The 22,694-nt window shown below is 62.8% G+C and carries 19 protein-coding genes; 11 read left to right on the top strand and 8 right to left on the bottom strand.

Annotation, left to right across the window (positions count from 1 at the left end; translation table 11 throughout):
* Nucleotides 1-74: 74 nt before the first annotated feature.
* The 3 genes from I9018_RS28125 to I9018_RS28115 all read left to right on the top strand — a co-directional run bounded on the left by I9018_RS28125 (nt 75) and on the right by I9018_RS28115 (nt 2,774).
* Complete coding sequence (locus I9018_RS28125; RefSeq protein WP_124347332.1) at nt 75-1,505, top strand: cytochrome ubiquinol oxidase subunit I; 1,431 nt, start codon at nt 75-77, stop codon at nt 1,503-1,505.
* A 3-nt stretch (nt 1,506-1,508) separates the two neighbouring features.
* The gene (gene cydB, locus I9018_RS28120) at nt 1,509-2,516 is read left to right on the top strand and encodes a cytochrome d ubiquinol oxidase subunit II (RefSeq protein WP_022641127.1); all 1,008 of its coding nucleotides are present in this window, start codon (nt 1,509-1,511) and stop codon (nt 2,514-2,516) included.
* A gap of 90 nt (nt 2,517-2,606) precedes the next feature.
* The gene (locus I9018_RS28115) at nt 2,607-2,774 is read left to right on the top strand and encodes a DUF2474 domain-containing protein (protein WP_068576418.1); all 168 of its coding nucleotides are present in this window, start codon (nt 2,607-2,609) and stop codon (nt 2,772-2,774) included.
* Nucleotides 2,775-2,977: 203 nt separating this feature from the next.
* Here I9018_RS28115 and I9018_RS28110 read toward each other — a convergent pair whose 3' ends face one another.
* The gene (locus I9018_RS28110) at nt 2,978-4,102 is read right to left on the bottom strand and encodes a methyltransferase (RefSeq protein WP_241108064.1); all 1,125 of its coding nucleotides are present in this window, start codon (nt 4,100-4,102) and stop codon (nt 2,978-2,980) included.
* A 221-nt stretch (nt 4,103-4,323) separates the two neighbouring features.
* Here I9018_RS28110 and I9018_RS28105 point away from each other — a divergent pair, with 221 nt between their 5' ends.
* The gene (locus I9018_RS28105; RefSeq protein WP_241108063.1) at nt 4,324-5,100 is read left to right on the top strand and encodes a ferredoxin--NADP reductase; all 777 of its coding nucleotides are present in this window, start codon (nt 4,324-4,326) and stop codon (nt 5,098-5,100) included.
* 54 nt (nt 5,101-5,154) lie between these two features.
* On the opposite strand, the gene mscL is transcribed toward I9018_RS28105, so the two are convergent.
* Entirely contained in the window at nt 5,155-5,565 is a 411-nt protein-coding gene (gene mscL, locus I9018_RS28100; protein ID WP_241108062.1) for a large-conductance mechanosensitive channel protein MscL, read from the bottom strand.
* Between the two features lie 287 nt (nt 5,566-5,852).
* On the opposite strand from mscL, the gene katB reads away from it, so the two are divergent.
* From katB to I9018_RS28080, 4 genes are all read left to right on the top strand, one after another.
* Nucleotides 5,853-7,394, top strand: a complete 1,542-nt coding sequence (gene katB, locus I9018_RS28095; RefSeq protein WP_241108061.1) for a catalase KatB — start codon at nt 5,853-5,855, stop codon at nt 7,392-7,394.
* A gap of 74 nt (nt 7,395-7,468) precedes the next feature.
* Nucleotides 7,469-8,017 carry an ankyrin repeat domain-containing protein gene (locus I9018_RS28090; protein ID WP_241108060.1) on the top strand — a complete coding sequence of 183 codons (549 nt, stop codon included), beginning with the start codon at nt 7,469-7,471 and terminating at the stop codon, nt 8,015-8,017.
* Between the two features lie 45 nt (nt 8,018-8,062).
* Nucleotides 8,063-9,430: a DNA repair protein RadA gene (radA, locus tag I9018_RS28085; protein WP_068576397.1), complete on the top strand. Its 1,368-nt coding sequence runs from the start codon at nt 8,063-8,065 to the stop codon at nt 9,428-9,430.
* 37 nt (nt 9,431-9,467) lie between these two features.
* A complete protein-coding gene (locus I9018_RS28080; RefSeq protein WP_241110204.1) occupies nt 9,468-10,190 on the top strand; it encodes a hypothetical protein in 723 nt (240 codons plus the stop codon).
* 14 nt (nt 10,191-10,204) lie between these two features.
* On the opposite strand, the gene I9018_RS28075 is transcribed toward I9018_RS28080, so the two are convergent.
* A complete protein-coding gene (locus I9018_RS28075; protein ID WP_068576400.1) occupies nt 10,205-10,573 on the bottom strand; it encodes a PilZ domain-containing protein in 369 nt (122 codons plus the stop codon).
* 275 nt (nt 10,574-10,848) lie between these two features.
* Between I9018_RS28075 and I9018_RS28070 the strand changes: the two genes are divergently transcribed.
* The 3 genes from I9018_RS28070 (at nt 10,849) to yjiA (ending at nt 14,177) form a co-directional block, all read left to right on the top strand.
* Nucleotides 10,849-12,915 (top strand): carbon starvation CstA family protein, encoded by a 2,067-nt coding sequence (locus tag I9018_RS28070; RefSeq protein WP_068576401.1) that lies wholly within the window; start codon nt 10,849-10,851, stop codon nt 12,913-12,915.
* Nucleotides 12,916-12,930: 15 nt separating this feature from the next.
* Entirely contained in the window at nt 12,931-13,128 is a 198-nt protein-coding gene (locus I9018_RS28065; protein WP_007937254.1) for a YbdD/YjiX family protein, read from the top strand.
* A gap of 77 nt (nt 13,129-13,205) precedes the next feature.
* Nucleotides 13,206-14,177 (top strand): GTPase, encoded by a 972-nt coding sequence (gene yjiA / locus I9018_RS28060; RefSeq protein ID WP_241108059.1) that lies wholly within the window; start codon nt 13,206-13,208, stop codon nt 14,175-14,177.
* On the opposite strand, the gene I9018_RS28055 is transcribed toward yjiA, so the two are convergent.
* The 5 genes from I9018_RS28055 to I9018_RS28035 all read right to left on the bottom strand — a co-directional run bounded on the left by I9018_RS28055 (nt 14,113) and on the right by I9018_RS28035 (nt 22,673).
* A complete protein-coding gene (locus tag I9018_RS28055) occupies nt 14,113-14,910 on the bottom strand; it encodes a GntR family transcriptional regulator (RefSeq protein ID WP_241108058.1) in 798 nt (265 codons plus the stop codon). The two genes, yjiA and I9018_RS28055, sit on opposite strands and share 65 nt — an antisense overlap.
* Nucleotides 14,911-14,959: 49 nt before the next feature.
* Entirely contained in the window at nt 14,960-15,658 is a 699-nt protein-coding gene (locus I9018_RS28050; protein WP_068576403.1) for a FadR/GntR family transcriptional regulator, read from the bottom strand.
* A 78-nt stretch (nt 15,659-15,736) separates the two neighbouring features.
* Nucleotides 15,737-17,050 (bottom strand): C4-dicarboxylate transporter DctA, encoded by a 1,314-nt coding sequence (locus tag I9018_RS28045; RefSeq protein ID WP_068576405.1) that lies wholly within the window; start codon nt 17,048-17,050, stop codon nt 15,737-15,739.
* Nucleotides 17,051-17,405: 355 nt separating this feature from the next.
* On the bottom strand, nt 17,406-18,659 hold the full coding sequence (gene glyA / locus I9018_RS28040; protein ID WP_185698348.1) for a serine hydroxymethyltransferase: 1,254 nt from the start codon (nt 18,657-18,659) through the stop codon (nt 17,406-17,408).
* A gap of 165 nt (nt 18,660-18,824) precedes the next feature.
* Nucleotides 18,825-22,673 (bottom strand): bifunctional diguanylate cyclase/phosphodiesterase, encoded by a 3,849-nt coding sequence (locus I9018_RS28035; RefSeq protein WP_241108057.1) that lies wholly within the window; start codon nt 22,671-22,673, stop codon nt 18,825-18,827.
* Nucleotides 22,674-22,694: the final 21 nt, after the last annotated feature.

Genomic DNA, 22,694 nt, shown 5'->3' with positions numbered 1-22,694 from the left:
GCACTCCATATCCGTGGGGGCAGTGGGTGCAGGCCTCTGGCCGGCAGCCGGTATTACCTGACAGAGGAAAGCTTATGTTCGGTTTAGAGGCTCTTGATCTCGCCCGAATCCAGTTCGCGTTCACCATCTCGTTCCACATCCTGTTCCCGGCGATCACCATCGGCCTGGCGAGCTACCTAGCGGTGCTCGAGGGCTTGTGGCTCAAGACCCACGACGATACCTACCGCGATCTCTACCACTTCTGGTCGAAGATCTTCGCCGTCAACTTCGGCATGGGCGTGGTGTCCGGCCTGGTGATGGCCTACCAGTTCGGCACCAACTGGAGTCGATTCTCCGATTTTGCCGGGTCTGTCACCGGCCCCTTGCTCACCTACGAGGTGCTGACGGCGTTCTTCCTGGAGGCCGGCTTCCTTGGGGTGATGCTGTTCGGCTGGAACAAGGTCGGGCGCAAGCTGCACTTCTTCTCCACGGTCATGGTGGCTATCGGCACCCTGATCTCGACTTTCTGGATCCTCTCGTCCAACAGCTGGATGCAGACTCCACAGGGCTATGAAATCGTCAATGGCCAGGTGATCCCGGTGGATTGGCTGGCAGTGATCTTCAACCCGTCCTTCCCCTATCGCCTGGCGCACATGGCCGTTGCCGCGTTCGTGGCCACGGCGTTCTTCGTCGGCTCCTCGGCGGCCTGGCACCTGTTGCGCGGGCGGGACAACCCGGCGATCCGGCGCATGCTCTCCATGGCCATGTGGATGGCCCTGATCGTGGCTCCGGTACAGGCTGTGATCGGCGACTTCCATGGCCTCAACACCCTCAAGCACCAGCCGGCGAAGATTGCCGCCATCGAAGGCCACTGGGAAAACGTCGGCAATGAGCCGACCCCGCTGATTCTCTTCGGCTGGCCGGACATGAGGGCCGAGAAAACCAAGTTCGCCGTGGAAATCCCTTACCTGGGCAGCCTGATCCTCACCCACTCCCTGGACAAGCAGGTGCCGGCGCTCAAGGAGTTCCCGCCCGAGGACCGGCCCAACTCGACCATCGTCTTCTGGTCGTTCCGGATCATGGTCGGCCTGGGCATGCTGATGATCTTCACCGGCCTGTGGAGCCTCTGGCTGCGCAAGCGTGACAACCTCTACACCTCGCGGCCGTTCCTGTACCTGGCGTTGTGGATGGGACCGTCCGGCCTGATCGCGATCCTCGCGGGCTGGTTCACCACCGAGATCGGTCGCCAGCCCTGGGTGGTCTACGGCCTGATGCGCACCGCCGATGCATCTTCCGGGCATAGCCTGGTGCAGATGAGCATCACCCTGGCGTTGTTCGTGGTGGTGTATTTCGCGCTGTTCGGTGTGGGTATCGGCTACATGATGCGCCTGGTACGCAAGGGACCTGTGACCAACGAAGGCGCCGAGACCAGCCACGGTGGCCCTGGCCGCAAACGCACGCCGGCCCGTCCGCTCTCCGCGGCCGACGATGACGACCACAGCACCAGCCTGAACAAGGGGAATTGAGTCATGGGTATCGATCTTCCGCTGCTCTGGGCCGTGATTATCATCTTCGGCATCATGATGTACGTGGTCATGGACGGGTTCGACCTGGGGATCGGGATTCTCTTCCCGTTCGTCAAGGACAGCCGCGACCGTGACGTAATGATGAACACCGTCGCCCCGGTCTGGGACGGCAACGAGACCTGGCTGGTACTGGGCGGGGCGGCGCTGTTCGGCGCCTTCCCGCTGGCCTACTCGGTGGTGCTCTCGGCGCTGTACATGCCGCTGATCCTGATGCTGGTGGGGCTGATCTTCCGTGGCGTGGCTTTCGAGTTCCGCTTCAAGGCCAAGGAAGCCAAGCGCCATATCTGGGACAAGGCCTTTATCGGCGGCTCCGCGGCAGCCACCTTCTTCCAGGGCGTGGCCCTGGGGGCCTTCATCGATGGCCTGCCAGTGGTCAACCGCCAGTTCGCCGGCGGCTCGATGGACTGGCTGACGCCCTTCACCCTGTTCTGCGGCCTGGCGCTGGTGGTGGCCTATGCCTTGCTCGGTTGCACCTGGCTGATCATGAAGACCGAAGGCAAGCTGCAGCTGCAGATGCACGACCTGGCGCGGCCGTTGGCCTTCGTCCTGCTGGCGGTGATCGGCGTGGTCAGTATCTGGACGCCCCTGGCCCATGCCGAGATCGCCGCGCGCTGGTTCACCCTGCCGAACCTGTTCTGGTTCCTGCCGGTGCCGATCCTGGTGCTGGTGACCCTGTACGGGCTGCTCCGGGCTGTGGCGCGCAACGCTCACTACACGCCGTTCCTGCTGACCCTGGTACTGATCTTCCTCGGCTACAGCGGCCTGGGCATCAGCTTGTGGCCGAACATCGTGCCGCCGTCGATCTCCATCTGGGACGCCGCCGCACCGCCGCAGAGCCAGGGCTTCATGCTGGTGGGCACCTTGTTCATCATTCCGTTCATCCTGGGATACACCTTCTGGAGCTACTACGTGTTCCGCGGCAAGGTCACCCACGAGGACGGCTATCACTAGCCAGGCACCGCTCCTCGAGAGGAGCGAAGCTTGCTCGCGATGGCGCCCTTGCAGGCGCCATCGCCTCCCTTTTGAAAGGAGCATTCGACGATGGCTGGTAAACATTCATTGCAGGAAATTGAAGAAGCCGAGAAGAAGCCGCTCTGGCAGCGCCTGGGTTGGCTGGCCATGATCTGGGGCGGTAGCGTCCTGGCCCTGTTCCTGGTGGCCAGCCTGATGCGCATGTTCATGAACGCCGCGGGCCTGACCACGCACTGATTTTCATCACCGCTCATCCCATCCCGTGTCTTGCGGCGCGGTTTATAACCCTCCATTGGAGGGTTTTTTTTGACCTGGGCTTGCTGCGTCTTTTCTGTGCAGGAGCAGCCGCTCGGCTCGCGATGAGCGAGAACGCGGTGCTGCAGGCATTTCGCGGGGCTTCATCGCGAGCAAGCTTCGCCCCTACACGGGGAAGGGTGGGGTTACTTGCGGGCCTTGAGGATCACGAACTTGGGTGTGGCCGCCACCTGTTCAACACCGCGGAACAAGCGAGCCAGCTTGCTGTGATAGCCCAGGTGGCGGTTGCCGACGATGTACAGCGCACCGCCCACCACCAGGGCTTCCCGGGCTTGCTGGAACATACGCCAGGCAAGGAAGTCGCCCACCACCTGCTGCTGGTGGAACGGCGGGTTGCACAGCACCACGTCCAGGGATTGCGGCTCCTGGCCGGCCAGGCCGTCGCCGGGACGGATCACGGCTTCGCGCTCGCCAAGCAGCGCCTGCCAGTTCTCCCGGGCCGACTGCACGGCCATGAACGACTCATCCACCAGGGTGTAGCGGGCTTGTGGATTGTCCAGGGCGCTGGCGATGGCCAGTACGCCGTTACCGCAGCCCAGGTCGGCGACCCGGGCATTGCCCAGGTTCTGTGGCAGGTGCGGGAGGAAGGCGCGGGTACCGATATCCAGGCCGTCGCGGCAGAACACGTTGGCGTGGTTGAGCAGCTCGATGGCCGGCTTGTCCAGGCGATAGCGGGTTGGGTAGGGCGATGCCAGCGGCGTCCTGGCCTCAACGGTGGCGATCAGCAGGCGGGCTTTCTTCACTGCCAGCGACGCCTGGACCGGGCCGATGTAGCGCTCCAGCAGATCGCCGGCAGCCCGCGGCAGGTGCTTGATCATGGCTGCGGCGACCACCTGTGCCCCGGGGGCCAGTTGGCCTTGCAGGCGGATCAGTTGTTCTTCCAGCAGCGCCAGGGTCTTGGGCACGCGGATCAGGACCCGGTCGAAAGGACCACTCAGCGGCTCGTTGGCCGGTACCACGCGCAGGGCATCGAAGGACAGGCCGTTGCGTGCCAGGTTCTTCTCCAGTGCCAGGGCCCCGAGGTAGGAATCACCGCTGCTGGTGACCCGGACCTTGCCCAGCAGGCTCGCGGCCAGGGCCCCGAAGCTGTCGTTGAGCACCAGCACGCGGCTCTCCTCGGCCGGTTGCTGCTCGGCCAGGTGGTTGAGCAGGTATTCGTCTGCCGCGTCGAAGGCTTGCAGCGGCTCGTTCTGCTGTTCGGGCTGGCGGATCAGGTCGAGCTGGGCGAAGGGGCTGGCAAGCAGGGGCATGGGGCAAACTCTGGATAAGCGGTGAAAACCTGTCGGCGCGACATGGAGGCTGACAGGAGCCTTTGGACAGCGCTGTTGGGCAGCGCAGGCGGCTGTGTGAGGTGCGGCGATTTTACGGTTTTTCGCCGAGGATTGCCCGTGGTCTATGCCACTACAAACCGCCGGTGTTTCTGCAAGGCGCTTTGCGGGACACTAGGAGCATCGGTTTTGTGGAGTTCGTCATGACTGCCAGTGAAGAAAAGTACACCCGCCAGACCCTGCTCGATGTCCAGCCGTTGACCCCCAGCCTGTTCACCCTGCGCACCACCCGGGACCCGGGTTTTCGCTTCCGTTCCGGCCAGTTCGCCCGCCTCGGGGTGGCCAAGGCCGATGGCACTACGGTGTGGCGCGCCTACTCCATGGTGTCTTCGCCGTTCGATGAGTTTCTCGAGTTCTTTTCCATCGTGGTACCCGGTGGGGAGTTCACCAGTGAATTGAGTCGCCTGGAAGTGGGCGACAGCCTGATGGTGGATCGCCAGGCCTTCGGTTACCTGACCCTGGACCGTTTCGTCGATGGGCGTGACCTCTGGCTGTTATCCACAGGCACTGGTATTGCGCCATTCCTGTCGATCCTGCAGGACTTCGAAGTCTGGGAGAAATTCGAGCGGATCATCCTGGTCTACAGCGTGCGCGAGGCCAAGGAACTGGCCTACCAGCAACTGCTCGCCGAGTTGCCCCAGCGCGAGTACCTGGCTGAAGTTGCCCACAAGCTGCAGTTCATCAGCACCGTTACCCGCGAACAGCATCCGGGCAGCCTCAACGGGCGCATTACCCAGTTGATCGAGAACGGTGAGTTGGAGCGTGCGGCGGGTCTGGAACTGAGTCCTGAACACTCCCGGGTGATGCTCTGCGGCAACCCGCAGATGATCGACGACACCCGGGCCCTGCTCAAGCAACGGGGCCTGAACCTGAGCCTGAGCCGACGCCCGGGACAGGTGGCAGTGGAAACCTATTGGTAGGGGAAAAGCCCCGTGGCCGCTGCTTCGCGCGGCCACGGGTCGCTACGGCGTGCCTCAGGACTTGTTGTTGGCCTTGAGCAGGTCGCGGATCTCGGTCAGCAGGACCTCTTCCTGGGTCGGTACTGGCGGCTCTGCTGGTGCCACGGCTTCTTCGCGCTTCAGGCGGTTGATCACCTTCACGCCCATGAAGATGGCAAAGGCGATGATGATGAAGTCGATGATGCTCTGGATGAATTTGCCGTAGGCCAGAACGACCGCCGGTGCATCGCCTGCGGCCGCCTTGAGAGTGACGGCCAGGTCGGCGAAATTCACCCCACCGACCAGCAGCCCGATGGGTGGCATGACCACGTCACCGACAAAGGAGGAGACGATCTTGCCGAATGCGGCGCCGATGATGATACCGACGGCCATATCGACCACATTACCTTTGACCGCGAAGGCCTTGAACTCACTTAACACGCCCATAGGTTATTCCCTTGTTACGGATGAGATTGGTTACAGCAGTGTAAGTCAGCAAAAAGCATTTTGCCGACTCAACTTTCTACAGCTCGCGGGTATGACCCATATATCGGTCAAGAGTTTAATCAAAGTGCCATCATTTTTCGCGCGCGATATACCTCGTCATTGCCGCTATAACCACAACATTCTGTCAATCAAGCGCTTGCGGGCTTTCTATTTAGCTTTCAAATGTTTAGCCACTAGCCTCTAGCAGGCGTATCGAGATACGCCTTATATAACTAGAGGAATCCGACATGACTGTTTCCATTGGCCTAGGGAATCTTTCCCCGCGCGGCGTACTGGGCGTACTCGCCGCCAGTATGCTGTCCCTTTCCGTACAGGCCGCCACGCTGACCCGCGACAATGGCGCGGCGGTGGGCGACAACCAGAACTCGCAGACCGCAGGCGCCATTGGGCCGGTGCTGTTGCAGGATGTTCAGCTGATCCAGAAGCTCCAGCGCTTCGACCGCGAGCGTATTCCCGAGCGGGTGGTGCATGCTCGCGGTACCGGCGCCCATGGCACTTTCACCGTCACTGACAACCTCAGCGACCTGACCCGGGCCAAGGTGTTCGCCGCTGGCGAGGTGACTCCGGTGTTCGTGCGTTTCTCGGCGGTGGTGCATGGCAACCATTCACCGGAAACCCTGCGTGACCCACGGGGTTTTGCCACCAAGTTCTACACGGCGGACGGCAACTGGGACCTGGTGGGCAACAACTTCCCGACCTTCTTCATTCGTGATGCCATCAAGTTCCCGGACATGGTCCATGCATTCAAGCCTGATCCGCGTACCAACCTGGACGATGACTCGCGACGTTTCGATTTCTTCTCCCATGTTCCCGAAGCCACTCGCACTTTGACCGAGCTGTATTCAAATTCCGGGACCCCGGCCAGTTATCGAGAAATGGACGGTAATGGCGTGCATGCCTACAAGTTGGTCAATGCCAAGGGCGAAGTGCACTATGTGAAGTTTCATTGGAAGAGTCTGCAAGGGGTGAAGAATCTCGATCCTGAACAAGTGGTCGAGGTACAAGGGCGCGATTACAGTCATATGACCCATGACTTGGTATCCCACATTAATAAAGGGGACTTTCCCAAGTGGGACTTGTATGTCCAGGTAGTGAAACCCGAAGACTTGGCCAAGTTCGACTTCGACCCGCTTGATGCCACCAAGATCTGGCCCGGCATCGCCGAGCGCAAGGTCGGGCAGATGGTGCTCAATCGTAATCCGGCCAATGTCTTCCAGGAAACCGAGCAGGTCGCCATGGCTCCGGCCAACCTGGTGCCGGGTATCGAGCCTTCGGAAGATCGCCTGCTGCAAGGCCGGGTGTTCTCCTATGCCGATACCCAGATGTACCGGTTGGGAGCCAATGCCCTGCAACTGCCGATCAACGCACCGAAGGTTGCGGTGAACAATGGCAACCAGGACGGTGCCATGAACCTGGGGCACACCAGCAGTGGAGTCAACTACCAGCCCAGCCGCCTGCTGCCTCGTGAAGAGCCACAGGACGCGCGCTACAGCCAGCTAGCGCTGGCGGGCAGCACCCAGCAGGCGAAGATCCAGCGTGAGCAGAACTTCAAGCAGGCCGGCGACTTGTACCGTTCCTACAGCAAGAAGGAGCGCCAGGACCTGATCGAGAGCTTTGGCCAGTCCTTGGCCGACACCGACGACGAGAGCAAGCACATCATGCTGTCGTTCCTTTATAAGGCCGATCCGGAGTACGGCACTGGCGTGGCCAAGGTGGCCAAGGGCGATCTGGCCCGCGTCAAGGCCCTGGCCGCCAAACTGGTGGACTGACCTCGACCCGCGTCACGCCCCGGGCGTGACGCACCTTCTTTGTAGGTGTTTCTTGAAACAAAGGGAGTCGCACCATGCGCCTGTTCATTTCACTGCTGCTGGCCGCCTGCTCCCTGGGGGCTTATGCGGAACAACCGGGCCCCGCCGACCCGGTAGCGGTCAAGGTCCAGCTGGCCAACTACTATTTCGATGCCGCTCGCCGCGGCGATGTCGAGATCCTCGATACCTTCATCCAGGCCGGTTACTCCCTCGATACCCGTGACGAGAAGGGTTATACCGCGTTGATCCTGGCCGCCTATCACGGCCAGGGAGCGGCGGTGGAGCGCCTGCTGGCCGCCGGTGCCGACGCTTGCGCCCAGGACCTGCGTGGCAACACCGCCCTGATGGGGGCGATCTTCAAGGGTGAGGTGCGGATTGCCCGGCGCCTGATGGCAGCCGATTGCAGTCCCGACCAGCGTAACGCTGCGGGCCAGACGGCAGCCATGTATGCCGGCCTGTTCAAGCGCACCGAACTGCTCCAGGCCCTGGCGGCCAGGGGCGCCGATCTTGAGGCCGAGGATCCGCTGGGCAACAGCGCCACGCGCCTGGCCAGTGGGCAGATCCGCACGGCTACGCCGCGCTGATCGGCGTCAGCTGAGCTATCATCGCGGTTTTTGCCGGGGGTTCAGATGGCCAAGGCCAAGCGCATGTACGGCTGCACCGAGTGCGGTTCCACCTTTCCCAAATGGGCCGGGCAATGCGGTGAATGCGGTGCCTGGAACACCCTGACCGAGACCATGATCGAAAGCGGCGGTGCCGCGGCTCCCGCCGGGCGTACGGGCTGGGCCGGGCAGCAGGCGCAGATCAAGACCCTGGCCGAGGTCAGCGTCGAGGAAATCCCGCGTTTCTCCACGGCATCCGGCGAACTCGACCGGGTGCTCGGCGGCGGCCTGGTGGATGGCTCGGTGGTGCTGATCGGCGGTGATCCGGGGATCGGCAAGTCGACCATCCTCCTGCAGACCTTGTGCAACATCGCCATGCGCATGCCGGCGCTGTATGTCACTGGCGAGGAATCCCAGCAGCAGGTGGCGATGCGCGCCCGGCGCCTGGGCCTGCCCCAGGACCAGCTGCGGGTGATGACCGAAACCTGCATCGAGACCATCATTGCCACGGCCCGGGTAGAGAAGCCCAAGGTGATGGTGATCGACTCCATCCAGACCATCTTCACCGAACAGCTGCAATCGGCCCCGGGCGGTGTATCCCAGGTACGCGAGAGTGCTGCCTTGCTGGTGCGTTATGCCAAGCAGAGCGGCACGGCGATCTTCCTGGTCGGCCACGTGACCAAGGAAGGCGCCCTGGCCGGTCCGCGGGTGCTGGAGCACATGGTGGATACGGTGCTGTATTTCGAAGGCGAGTCCGATGGGCGCCTGCGCCTGTTGCGGGCGGTGAAGAACCGCTTCGGCGCGGTCAACGAGCTTGGCGTATTCGGCATGACCGATCGTGGCTTGAAGGAGGTCTCCAACCCGTCGGCGATCTTCCTCACCCGGGCCCAGGAGGAGGTGCCGGGCAGCGTGGTCATGGCCACTTGGGAAGGCACCCGGCCTATGCTGGTGGAGGTCCAGGCGCTAGTGGATGACAGCCACCTGGCCAACCCGCGCCGGGTGACCCTGGGCCTGGACCAGAACCGCTTGTCCATGCTGCTGGCAGTATTGCACCGCCACGGCGGTATCCCGACCCACGACCAGGATGTGTTCCTCAACGTGGTGGGCGGGGTCAAGGTCCTGGAGACCGCGTCCGACCTGGCGTTGATGGCGGCGGTGATGTCGAGCCTGCGCAACCGGCCGTTGCCCCATGACCTGCTGGTGTTCGGCGAGGTGGGCCTGTCCGGCGAGGTGCGTCCGGTGCCCAGTGGCCAGGAGCGCTTGAAGGAAGCGGCCAAGCACGGCTTCAAGCGGGCCATCGTGCCCAAGGGCAATGCGCCGAAGGAGCCGCCGGCAGGGCTGAAGATCATCGCCGTGACCCGCCTGGAGCAGGCATTGGATGCACTTTTCGAATAACTCGGGCTGTTACTGAAGGGACGCACGCGACATGGGCATGACACACATGAAGGACTGGTTGCTGGGGATCGGCTTGCTCTGTGGCTGCAGCCTGGCCCTGGCGCAGCAGGCCGAGGCGCCGCCAGGCTACTGGATCGCGCAACAACTGCCGGTGGGGGATGGCACGACGCTGCAGGTGCTGGAAGACCAACGCATCACCCAGGAGGTCCATGACGAAAACTGGGGCAGCGGCATGGACGCGGACAATCTCCCAGAGGCTGCGGACGGCCAGCCGGCGGAGCCGTTGGAAGCCCAGGCGCGCCTGGTTTCGGACAGCGGCCAGGTGCTGGCGCAGCGGGCCCTGGGTTATCCCCTGGCCAATGTGAAGAAGGCCCCGCTCAGCGGCCTGCCATCGCCGACCTTCTTTTTGTCCATCGACCAGACCGCCCCCCTGGGCAGCTACAGCGGTCCGCTCACCGAGGTGCTGGTGCCGGCGCAGAACCGCCTGGACCCGGTGCCATGCCAGGATGAGAGTGGCGAGAAGCGGCCGCTGATGTTCAGCCATACCGGCAAGGCGGCCTGGCAGATAGTGCCCGCCAGAGGCGGCGGGACCGAAACCATCCAGCAGGTCTCGTCGGCCTCGACCATGGTGGACGATGAGTTCATCACCACCTATCGCACCTTCCGTTATGTCGATGGACAGTGGACGGCGGTTTCCCGACAACAGCCGGGCTACTGGGACATGGAGCACGACTTCCCCGAGCCCGCGCTGTTTCCCTGATTTGGTGCGGCTGGTCAGATATCGATCAGCGCGCCCAGCTCGCGCTCCAGCTCCTCGGGGTCGCCCAGGTTCAGCTCGATCAGGCGCCGCAGGTGCTCGATGGATTCCAGGCCGATATGCAGGCAGACGAAGCCCAGCTGGCCATTGTTGTCATGGGCCAATTGCACATCCATGCGCACGTCGGCGTCCTGGCCCAGGTGGATGTCGGCCTCGAAAGGGCGCTTGGGGTCACCCATCCAGGGTGTGGGGCGTTCGATCAGCAAGCCCTTGAGGGACAGGTCCAGCAACTGGACTGGCCAGCGGTAGGTGCCTTGGCTGAGCTCGGTCCTGGCATCGAAGGCGATACGTTTGAAGCGTCGGCGGTCGTCGTGTTGCTCGCTCATGGGCTGGCCCTCTGCATGGTGCACTGACTATAGACCCCGCTGCATGACTGCCGCTACAGCCTGTGCCGCAGTTGCGAAGCAGTCGCCGCAACGCGGGCGCATGGCGGGCATGGGCAAATGGGGCGTGACGAGGGCAAGCACGCTCCTGGTTGCAGCCCGGGGCCACCTCGAGTCGCTAAAAGAAGGCTCTAGACCAACGTGGGGGCTGGTCTTTGGGTGCAGTAGCGCTAAACTCGAAACGCTATCTTTCTGTCCACCCTGGCTGGAATATAAAAATGAAAAACAATAATAGCCCGCTACGCCACCTACCCTGGTTGCTGTTGGCGATAGTCGGAGCCTGCGCCCTTGGCGTCGTTGCATTGCGTCGAGGCGAGGCGATCAACGCCCTGTGGATCGTGGTCGCCGCCGTAGCCATCTATCTGGTGGCCTACCGCTACTACAGCCTGTTCATCGCCAATAACGTGATGCAACTGGACGCGCGCCGGGCCACTCCCGCCGTACTCAATAATGACGGTCTGGACTACGTGCCGACCAACAAGCACATTCTTTTCGGTCACCATTTCGCAGCCATCGCCGGCGCAGGCCCCCTGGTGGGGCCCGTCCTGGCGGCACAGATGGGCTATTTGCCCGGAACCCTGTGGCTGATCGCCGGGGTGGTGCTGGCCGGTGCCGTGCAGGACTTCATGGTGCTGTTCCTGTCCACCCGGCGTAACGGTCGCTCCCTGGGCGACATGGTTCGCGAAGAGATGGGCCGGATCCCCGGCACTATCGCGCTGTTCGGCTGCTTCCTGATCATGATCATCATCCTCGCGGTGCTGGCGCTGATCGTGGTCAAGGCCCTGGCCGAGAGCCCCTGGGGCATCTTCACGGTAATGGCGACCATTCCGATCGCGGTGTTCATGGGCGTTTACATGCGCTACATCCGTCCGGGGCGCATCGGTGAGATCTCGCTGATCGGCGTGGTCCTGCTGCTCGGCTCCATCTGGCTGGGGGGCCAGGTGGCCGCCGACCCGGTCTGGGGCAAGATGTTCACCTTCACCGGCGTGCAGATCACCTGGATGCTGATCGGCTACGGATTCGTCGCGGCAGTGCTGCCGGTGTGGCTGATCCTGGCACCGCGCGACTACCTGTCGACCTTCCTCAAGATCGGCACCATCATCGCCCTGGCGATCGGCATCCTGATCACCATGCCCGAGCTGAAGATGCCGGCCCTGACCCAGTTCACCGATGGTACCGGCCCGGTCTGGAAGGGTGGCCTGTTCCCATTCCTGTTCATCACCATTGCCTGTGGCGCGGTGTCCGGCTTCCATGCGCTGATCTCCTCGGGCACCACGCCCAAGTTGCTGGATAACGAGACCAACGCCCGCTACATCGGCTACGGCGGCATGCTCATGGAATCCTTCGTGGCCATCATGGCCATGGTCGCCGCTTCGGTGATCGAGCCGGGCGTGTACTTCGCCATGAACAGCCCGGCGGCGATCGTCGGCGGTGATGTGGCATCCGTGGCCCAGACCGTCAGCAGCTGGGGGTTCGTCATCAGCCCTGAACAACTGCAGGCCGTGGCCAAGGACATCGGTGAGAACACTATCCTGGCCCGTGCCGGCGGTGCGCCGACCCTGGCGGTGGGGATCGCGCAGATCCTGCACCACGTACTGCCGGGCGAAAACACCATGGCGTTCTGGTACCACTTCGCGATCCTGTTCGAAGCCCTGTTCATCCTCACCGCAGTGGATGCCGGGACCCGTGCCGGGCGCTTCATGCTCCAGGATCTGTTGGGCTCCTTCGTCCCGGCGCTCAAGCGCACCGAGTCCTGGACTGCCAACCTGATCGCGACCGCCGGCTGCGTGGCACTCTGGGGCTACCTGCTGTACCAGGGCGTGATCGATCCGCTGGGGGGCATCAATACCTTGTGGCCGCTGTTCGGTATCTCCAACCAGATGCTGGCCGGTATTGCCCTGATGCTGGGCACCGTGGTCCTGATCAAGATGAAGCGCCAGCGCTACATCTGGGTCACCCTGCTGCCGGCTGTATGGTTGTTGATCTGCACCACTACCGCAGGCTTCATCAAGCTGTTCGACCCAAGCCCGGCGATTGGCTTCCTGTCGCTGGCCAAGAAGTACAACGATGCCCTGGCCGCCGGCCAGATCCTCGCTCCGGCCAAGGACATCACGCAGATGCAGCACGTGATCTTCAACGCCTACACCAATGCGACCCTGACGGCCTTGTTCCTGCTGGTGGTATTCAGCATCCTGTTCTATGCGCTCAAGGTCGGTGTCGCCGCCTGGGGCAACAAGGAACGCACGGACAAGGAATCGCCATACCAGGCGGTACCGGACGCGTAATAGAGGAATGCAGCGATGTTCAATGACTTGAGTCGCCTCGGTAAATACCTCGGTCAGGCCGCACGCCTGATGGTCGGCATGCCCGACTACGACAACTACGTCGAGCATATGCAGACCAAGCACCCGGACAAGCCGGTGATGTCCTACGAGGCGTTCTTTCGCGAACGCCAGGAGGCACGCTATGGCGGCAAGGGTGGTCCGAAGTGCTGTTGAAGCACGATGATTAGATAACACTCCATGCAAGAGCCGGCCCGCCGGCTCTTGCGCTTTCAGGCGTGGGAGATCCCGTTTTGCACAATCCCGTTCCCGTCACCGTCCTCAGCGGTTTTCTCGGTGCCGGCAAGACCACCTTGCTGCGTCACCTGCTCAAGGCCGAGCACGGCTTGAAGATCGCCGTGATCGAAAACGAATTCAGTGAGGCCGGTATCGATAGCCAGTTGTTGGGGGACGAACCGGTCCAAGTCATGACCCTGTCCAATGGTTGTGTCTGCTGCACCATCCACACCGACCTGAACAAGGCCCTGTACCTGTTGCTGGAGCGCCTGGACAGCGGTGAGATCGCCTTCGACCGGCTGGTGATCGAATGCACCGGCCTGGCCGACCCGGCACCCGTGGCGCAGACCTTTTTCATCGATGAAGAACTGCGCGAGCGTTATATCCTCGACGGCATCATCACCCTGGTGGATGCCAAGCACGCCGAGTTCCACCTGACCCAGACCATCGCCCAGGCCCAGGTCGGTTTTGCCGATCGATTGCTGGTAAGCAAGCGCGACCTGGTGGACCAGGACACCTTCGAGGCACTCTGCCAGCGCCTGACGCGGATCAACCGCCGGGCATCGATCCATGGGGTGGACCACGGCAATATCGAGCTTTCGCAGTTGCTCGATGTGCGCGGTTTCAACCTCAACGCCGACCTGGGCGGCGGCATCAGCCTGCGCCCGGTGAGCAAGGCACCGTCGGTGGACCGTATCGCCAGCCTGGTGCTGCGCACCGAACAGCCCCTGGACCTGGACCGCTTGAGCGAGTTCATGAACGAGTTGCTGGAAGACCATGGCAAGCAGCTGTTGCGTTACAAGGGGGTGCTGAACGTCATCGACGAGCCCCGGCGCATGGTGTTCCAGGGGGTACTCAAATTGTACGGCTTTGACTGGGACAGCCAGTGGGCCGAAGGCGAAACACGCGAGAGCGTGATGGTGTTCATCGCCGATGACCTTCCGGAGCAGAAGATTCGCGAGGGGTTTGCGCGGATGCTCGCCGGCTGAGTTTTCCCGGGGGCTGGGCAAGATTCTCCAGGCGCTCCTGCAAGCCATCCAGCAAGCGTTGCTGCAGATGTTCCAGGTGCTGCTGCATCAACTGCTCGGCCCGATTGGCATCGCCATCCTGCAAGGCTTCCACCAGCGCCGAATGTTCCTGCCAGGCGCAGTGGTGCCGGGCCCGCCCGGCGAACTGGGCGATAGCCAGGGACGTCAGGGGCACGAGGCTGCCAAGGAACTGGCCCAGCGGTGCGTTGCCGGCGATCTGCGCCAGCTGCAGGTGGAATTCTCCAGACAGGCGGATCGCCGCTCCATGCTGGTTGTGCTCGATGGCCTCCCGTTCCCGGGCCACCCACTGTCGTAGCGGTTGCAGGCGGCTGCGGGGCTGTTGGCAAGCCAGGAGCACCAGGGTGACTTCCACCAGGCGCCTGGCGTGCAGGATCTGCCGGGTGTGCTCCAGGTCCGGAGCGGCGACCTGTGGCCGACGATGGGGCTGCAGGATGATCACTTGCTGGTGTGAAAGGCGTGCCAGCACTTCGCGGATGATGCTGCGACTGACACCGAATGCCTGGCCCAGGCTGTCCTCGGTGAAGCGGCTGCCCGGAGCGATGCGCTGTTCGAGAATGGCATCGAATATCTGCGGATAAACATCGTCCACCAGCAGTTTTCTTTCGCTGCGCCGGCGCCGGGGCAGGTGGCTCACCGGGGTGAAGTGCGGGTTTTCCAGGGCGTGGCTGGCCATGGCCTGTCTCCAGTCCAGTTGCTCGAATGAAAGGGGATTACAAGAAGCGCTAACCCAGGTGGTCGTCCGGGATGTTCAGCTCGATGCCCATGCGTTGTCCCTCCTGGAGGATATGCCGGCGCATCTCGGCGCTGGCCTGGGCACTGTTGCGGTTGCGAATCGCCCGTACCACGGCCTCGTTCTCCTCCAGGCGCTCGGCCAGGTGTTCCGGCGAGTTACGCAGGATCTGTGTGCTTTGCTTGAGGGCGTTGCTGGTTTGTTGCACCACGTTCTGGAAGATCGGGTTGCTGGTCAGGGCGAACAGCTCCTCATGGAAGGCGATGTAGGCATTGGCGCCTGCCTCGGCGTCCCGGGCTTCGAGGGCCTCGCGCATGTCCATCAGGGTCAGGCGCAACTGGCCGATTTCCTTGCTGCTGATGGATTGCGCCACCAGGCCGACGATGAACGGCTCCAGGGTATAGCGCAGTTGCAGCAGGTCCTCCAGGCTGGCCCCGGCCACGCTGTTCTCGCCCTGGATCTCGTCTGGCGGAGTGTCGAGTACCAGCACGCCTTTGCCAGGCATCGAGCGCACCAGGCCCAGGGTCTCCAGGACGATGACCGCCTCGCGCAGGCTGGGGCGGCTGATGCCCATCTGCTCGGCCAGTTCGCGCTGCCCCGGCAGCATGTCGCCCGAGCGCCATTGGCCGCGGGCCAGGGCGGTGCGGAGTTTTTCTACCACTGAGTTCACAACCGTTGACGAGCTGATCACTGTCGACTCCATAAGCTATAGGTAGCGCGCTGTTGCGCGCTGATTGTTGTGCCAGTCGCCGGCTGGCACAAGATGCACTCAGAACTCCTGTTGCTGGGGGCTGGCCGTGGTCTTGCGTGCCTGGAAGGCATAGCCTTGCTGGCCGCTGAGTACCTTGTCGGCGCGCTGCAGGTCGATGTCCTGTTCCCAGCGGGCGATGGCGATGGTGGCCACGCAGTTGCCAATCAGGTTGGTCAGGGCTCGGCCGATCCCCATGAACCAGTCCACCGCCAGCACCAGCACCAGGCCGACCACCGGGATTGCCGGGATGGCGGTCAAGGTCGCCGCCAGGATCACCAGGGCCGACCCGGGAATACCGTGGGCACCCTTGGAGGTGATCAGCGACACCAGCAGGATGGTCAGCAAGTCCGCCATGGACAGCGGCGTGCCGGTGGCATTGGCGATGAAGACGATCGCCAGTGTCAGGTAGATGGAGAAGCCGTCGAGATTGAACGAGTAGCCAGTGGGAATCACCAGCCCCACCGTGGAGCTGCCCACTCCCAGGTGCTCCAGCTTGCGCATGATCTGCGGCAACACGGCGTCCGATGACGCGGTGCCCAGGACGATCAGGAGCTCCTCGCGCAGGTACTTGAGGAAAGGCAGCATGCGTAGCCCGGACAGGCGCATCACCAGGCCCAGGACCAACGCGACGAAAGCGATGCAGGTCAGGTAGAACAACCCCACCAGGCTACCCAGGTGCTGCAGTGAGTCCAGGCCGTACTTGCTGGTGGTGAAGGCAATGGCGCCGAACACCCCGATGGGGGCCAGTCGTACGATCATGCCCATGATGCGGAAGATCACGTGGCTCAGTTCGTTGATCAGGCGTGAGATGCCCGAGGCGGCCTCGCCCACCAGGTTCAGGGCGCTGCCGAACAGCACCGAAAACAGCAGGACCTGGAGGATGTTGTTCTCAGCGAAGGCGCCGATGACCGAAGAGGGGATCAGGCCCATGAGGAACTGCGCCGTGGTGTGCAGGTGCTGGCCACGTTCGGCGATATCGCCCATGTCTGCCTGGGATAGCTGCTCCAGGTGGATGTTGGCGCCTGTGCCGATGCCTGTGCCAAAGGCCATGACCAGGCCTATCACCAGGGCCAGGGTGGTGAGGATTTCGAAGTAGATCACCGACTTCAGGCCGATGCGCCCGACCTTCTTCAGGTCGCCGGCGCCGGAGATACCGCTGACGACTACGCAGAACACGATGAGCCCGATCAGCATCTTGATCAGTTTGATGAAGGCATCGCCCAGTGGTTTGAGTTGCGAGGAGTATTCGGGGAGGGTGAGGCCGCACACGATGCCGAGTATCAGCCCGAGCACTACCTGGAGAAAAATCGAACGCGAGCACCATCTGAGCATGGGAGGAGTCCTGGTCGGTGTCCTGCCTGCCGTGCGTTTGAGGGCGCAGCGGGTGGCGGACTTAATTATTGTGGTCTTACCGGTATGTCCAGTGCAGGCGCAGTCTACGCTCGGTTTTTTGGGGTTTACAAGAGGGCTCGGGCAAATTGGCTTGACCGGTCTGACCAGTGACCGTGTGTCACCGAACCGGACTTTTGGCTTGATGGCCGTTCGGGGGGCGTGCAAGTGCCGTTGCAGAGCCTTGGAGGATTTTGCAGGGGCGTCGCCGGCCTGCAGTAGCGGCTAGAGGAAGTTTTTGGGGGACATGAAAAAGCCCGGTACTAGGCCGGGCTTTTCTGTTGCGGTGCGGTGCTGATCAGGCGCCGTATACCGGCAGTTTCTTGCAGATGGCCTTGACCTTCTCACGTACGGCGTCGATCACCGCTTCGTTGTTCAGGTCAGCCAGGATGTCGCAGATCCAGCCGGCCAGTTCGCGGCACTCGGCTTCCTTGAAACCACGGGTGGTCACGGCTGGAGTACCGAAGCGCAGGCCCGAGGTGACGAACGGCGAGCGTGGGTCGTTTGGCACGGAGTTCTTGTTCACGGTGATGAAGGCCTTGCCCAGAGCGGCGTCGGCGTCCTTACCGGAGATGTCCTGCTTGATCAGCGACAGCAGGAACAGGTGGTTCTGGGTACCGCCGGAAACCACGTCGAAACCGCGCTCGATGAACACTTCGGCCATGGCCTGGGCGTTCTTCACCACTTGCTGCTGGTAGGCCTTGAACTCAGGTTGCAGGGCTTCCTTGAAGCAGATGGCCTTGGCGGCGATCACGTGCTCCAGCGGGCCGCCCTGGGCGCCAGGGAATACGGCGGAGTTCAGTTTCTTCTCGATGTCGGCGTTGGCGCGAGCCAGGATCAGGCCGCCACGTGGACCGCGCAGGGTCTTGTGGGTGGTGGTGGTCACCACGTCGGCGAATGGCACCGGGTTCGGGTAGACGCCAGCGGCGACCAGACCGGCCACGTGGGCCATGTCGACGAACAGGTAGGCACCGACCTTGTCGGCGATTTCGCGGAAACGTGGGAAGTCCAGGATCTGCGAGTAGGCGGAGAAACCGGCGACGATCATCTTCGGCTTGTGCTCGACGGCCAGGCGCTCGACTTCGTCGTAGTCGATCAGGCCATTGGCATCGATGCCGTACTGGACAGCGTTGTACAGCTTGCCGGAGGAGGAAACGGCCGCACCGTGGGTCAGGTGGCCGCCGTGGGCCAGGCTCATGCCCAGGATGGTGTCGCCGCCTTGCAGCAGGGCCAGGTAGACCGCGGCGTTGGCCTGGGAGCCGGCGTGGGGCTGGACGTTGGCGTAATCGGCGCCGAACAGCTCCTTGGCTCTGTCGATTGCAAGCTGCTCGACCACGTCGACGTATTCGCAACCGCCGTAGTAGCGCTTGCCTGGGTAGCCTTCGGCGTACTTGTTGGTCAGTACCGAGCCTTGAGCTTCCATCACCGCTGGGCTGGTGTAGTTTTCCGAAGCGATCAGCTCAATGTGCTCTTCCTGGCGCTGAGCTTCTTGCTCCATGGCGGCAAAGAGATCTGCGTCGTACTTGGCAATAGTCAAATCACGGCTGAACATGGCGGTCCTCAAGGATCGGGGGCAGAAAAGGCAGGCATTCTAACCCAATGGGTTTTGGATGGCATATGAAAGGACATCATGTCGCACGCAAAACAGCTTCAAGTGACGAGCTGCAAGCGGATCGCTTTTCTCTTGCAGCTTGTCGCTTGAAGCGTGCCGCTGCTTCTAGTCGAACATGAACAGGGCGTCGTTGCTGAATTGCGCCTCGAAGCGGTTGGCCGGCATCGGTCGGCCGAACAGGTAGCCCTGCACTTCGTCGCAGCCGTGCTCGCGCAGGAAGTCCAGCTGTTCGTGGGTTTCCACCCCTTCGGCGATCACCGCCAGGTTCAGGCTGTGGGCCATGGCGATGATGGCGCGGGCGATCTGCGCGTCCTGCTCGCCGGACGGCAGGCCGTCGACGAAGGTGCGGTCGATCTTCAGCACGTCGATGGGGAACTGCTTGAGATAGTTGAGCGACGAGTAGCCGGTACCGAAGTCGTCTACCGCAATGCTCAGGCCCAGGTTCTTCAGGCCATCGAGGATCTGCATGGCCTCGCTGACCTCGCGCATCAGGATGCTTTCGGTCAGTTCCAACTCCAGGCATGCCGGCGGCAGGCCGGTGTCCCGGAGAATGGTGGCAATGCGCATGCCCAACTGGCCGTCGGAGAACTGCCGGGCGGAAATGTTCACCGAGACCTTCGGCACCCGTACCTTGGCCATGTGCCAGGCCTTGAGCTGGCGACAGGCTTCGCTGATCACCCAGTCGCCGACGTCCACCACCAGGCCCAGTTCCTCCAGCACCGGGATGAAGTCTCCCGGCGGCACCAGCCCGCGACGTGGGTGGCGCCAGCGCAACAGCGCCTCGGCACCGGTCAGGCGCTTGCCATCGCCACTGAATTGCGGCTGGTAATAGAGCACGAATTCCTGCTGTTCCAGGGCGTGGCGCAGGTCGCTTTCCAGTTCCAGGCGCTCCAGGGCGCTGGCGTTCATGTCCGCCTGGTAGAACTGGAAGTTGTTCTTGCCACGCTCCTTGGCGTGGTACATCGCGGTGTCGGCGTTCTTCATCAGCTGGCTCAGTTCGTTGCCGTCCTGGGGGCTCAGGGCGATGCCGATACTGGCGGTGACGAAGAACTCCCGGCCTTCGAGAACGAAGGGTTTGACCAGGCTGGCAAGGATCTGCTCGGCAACATGGATCGCCCGGTTCAGGGCGATTTCCCGGCTCACGCGCGGTTGCAACAGCAGGGTGAACTCGTCGCCGCCCATGCGCGCCACGGTGTCGTCATCGTCGACGCACGCGAGCAGGCGGACGGCCATCTCCTTGAGCATGCGGTCGCCGGCGGCGTGGCCCAGGGAGTCGTTGATCGGCTTGAAGCGATCGAGATCGAGGAACATCAGCACCACCCAGGACTTCTGCCGCTCCGCCGATTGCAGGGCCGTGTGCAGGCGGTCCTGGAACAGCGTGCGGTTGGGCAGGTGGGTCAGGGCGTCGTAGTAGGCCAGGCGGTGGATCCGCTGTTCGCTGGCCTTGCGCTCGCTGATGTCGCTGAAGAAGCACACGTAGCTGGCCAGGTCGCCTTCATCGTCGAGCACCGCGGTGATCCCGACCCAGGCCGGATAGTGCTCGCCATCGCGGCGCTTGAGCCAGACCTCGCCTTCCCAGGTGCTGTGCTGGTTCAGCTGCTTGATCACGTAGCGCAGGTGGGCTTCCTGCTGCTCGTCGACGGTGAGCATGTTGGGCAACTGGTCCAGCACTTGGGATACCGCATAGCCGCTGACCCGGCTGAAAGCCTCGTTGGCCTGGACGATGTAGCCGGCCGGATCGGTGATGAGGATCGCCGAGGTCGAGTGCTCGAATACCGTGGCCGCCATGCGCAGGTCTTTTTCCGCACGACGTTGCTGGCTGATATCGCGGCCGACCCCGAGTACGCCTTCGAAGGCGCCGTGCTCGTCCCAGACCAGTACCAGGCGCAGCTCGATGGGAATCTTGCGGCCGTCGGCCCGCAGGCAGTCGAACAGGAACAACTGGGTCTGCACCTGGCTGCGCAGTTGTGCCAGTTGCTCGGGCTTGTCCAGGGCCTTGCTGACCCGGTCCATCAGGGCATAGATGCCGGTCAGCTGGTGCGGGTTGGCGATGGTCGACTGCCAGCCGTTCTGGAACACCCACTCCACGTCGTAGCCGAGCACCGATTGCACCGAGGGGCTGACGTAGTTCAGCGAAAGCTTGTTGTCGGTGGAGAAGATCACGTCGCTGATGCTTTCGGCGAGCATGCGGTAGCGCTGCTCGCTGTCGCGCAGGGATTCGCTGGCTTCGATCTGGTCGGTGATGTCCTTGGCCACGCCGATGATCCGCGTCACCTGGTCGTAGCGGTCCCTGGCCAGGGCCTGTTCACGGATTTCGAAGCGTCGCCACTGGCCGCTACGATGGCGGAAGCGCAGCTGGCATTGCAGCAGTTGGGCGTAGGCCGAGTGCCGTTGCTCCTGGCGCAGGCGGTGGTAGAGGTCGGCGTCCTCGGGGTTGAGCAGGATCTCCCAGAAGTATTCGCCCATCTGCTGCAGTTCGGCCTTGTTGTAGCCCAGGGTCTGCCCCAGATGGTGGTTGCTGAAGATCATCCGCTGGCTGATCACATCCTGCACGTACAGGTGGTCAGGCACGGTGCGCACCACGTCCGACCAGAAACCCTCGCGCTCGAGCAGTGACAACTCGATCAGCTTGCGGCTGGTGATATCGCTGATGCTGAGGATCACCGCGCCGTAGTCTTCGCTCTGCTCGGGCAGGCGCATGACCAGCCACAGGTGCTGGTCGTTGCCTTGGGCATCGCCGAGCTTGATCTCCAGCTCCAGCTGTTTCTGCTGGCTGACCAGGGCCTGCAGCAACTGGTTGCCGATGGCGCTGTTGCTGTTCGGGTGGCCTTCGATCAGCAGTTGCCAGGCCTGTTCGCTGGACTCGACGTTGAGCAGGCGCAGGGCGACCTGGTTGACCTCGGTGATCCGCAGTTCCTGGAGCAACTGGCGCCGCTGCTGGGGGTGTTCGCCCTGCCAGCGCTTGAGTTGATCGCTGTTGTGCACATGGTGTTTTTCCAGCAGCCCCGGAAGACCGGAGATATCCAGGACACAGAGGGCGACGCCGGTGCCTTCGAAAATATCCTGGTAACGGCGCCGGCCTTCATGCAACTGGCGCTGGCGCCGGCGCATGTTCAGCAGGGCGATCACCGGCAGCAGGGAAAAGGCCAGGCCCAGCAGGCACTTGCCGATGAAGGCCGGGAGCAGTTGTTCGATCACCGCTCGCTGGTCGAACAACCCGCGCAGTTGCCAGTCGCTGTTGTTCAGCGGCACCAGCAGCACGCTGCTGGCCATCTCGTCGGGGTCCAGCATGCCGGGCGTCGCGGTGCTGTGTTCGTCGCGGGTGATTACCTGGTGGCTCAGGCGATTCTCGATCACCCAGTTCGGCTTGTTGCCTTCTTCGCTCTGGCGGACCAGCGTCTGGAGGAAGCCTGGGGCCAGCCGCAGGATCCAGTAACCGCGGGTCGAGCCGCTGGCCTGGTGCAGCAGTACATGCACCACCGAGCCATCGGCCGGGTTGCTGTAGTAAAAGCGCTGGGAGCGGCTGCGTTGTATCAGGTCGGCGAGCCAGAGGGCATCCTGGCTGTCGGTGGCACTGTCGCTGATGATCTGCCCCCGGGTATCGAGCAGGGCGAAACTGCGCACATCTGGCAGGGAACGCTGGAGTTTTTGCAGCAATTGCTGTTGTTGCTGGCTGTCCTGGGGGGCTTCGACGATCGGAAGCAGATTGAGGGCGATCTGGGCATTGAGTGCCAGGTTCAGGCTCAAGTGGTCGGCCAGATCGGCGCTGTAGTCGATGGCATGCTGGCGTTGGTCCTGGCGGCTCTGTTGCAGTTGGTCGAGCAACTGCCAGAACAGCAAGGCCAGGAGAAGCAGCACCAGCGTCGCCAGTGCGCCTTTGAGTGTGCCTCGCAAAGGGTAAGCCGGCGCAGTGTTCTTAGCGCGCGCGGGCTGTGGCGAAGTGACGTTGGACAAGCTGTGATCCTGCGGTTTGGC

The organism is Pseudomonas sp. MPFS, assembly GCF_022537035.1.
GTDB lineage: Bacteria > Pseudomonadota > Gammaproteobacteria > Pseudomonadales > Pseudomonadaceae > Aquipseudomonas > Aquipseudomonas sessilinigenes.
Note: the sequence above shows the minus strand (reverse complement) of the source record. Positions and strands in the feature narration are given on the sequence as shown.